Raw genomic sequence first — 293 nt, 5'->3', positions numbered from 1 at the left:
ATCGAGTGTCGCTAGGCGTCCAAGTTTTTGACGATCAAATGTTACAAGAGTTAGGTAGACTGCATAAAGTGAAAGATGTGAATCAGACTATTGAGTTATTGCAAAACAATGGAATCACAAATATTAGTACAGATTTAATCTATGCGTTACCAAAGCAAACCATTAAACATTTTGAAGCATCACTTAATCAAGCGATGGCACTTGGACTCCCGCATTTGTCAACATATGCTTTGCAAATAGAACCCAACACGGTGTTCTATCAACGACATAAAAAAGGAAAGCTTCATCGACCT

Annotated in this window: 1 protein-coding gene; it reads left to right on the top strand. The window is 37.5% G+C overall.

Annotated elements, in window-relative coordinates; genetic code table 11:
• Window positions 1–293 (top strand): radical SAM protein (locus JKP73_RS22785; protein WP_369074076.1); only part of this gene is annotated, 293 nt, incomplete at both ends.

The organism is Virgibacillus salexigens (genome assembly GCF_014905415.1).
GTDB classification, from domain to species: domain Bacteria; phylum Bacillota; class Bacilli; order Bacillales; family Amphibacillaceae; genus Virgibacillus; species Virgibacillus salexigens.
This window is presented reverse-complemented; position numbering and strand designations above follow the sequence as displayed.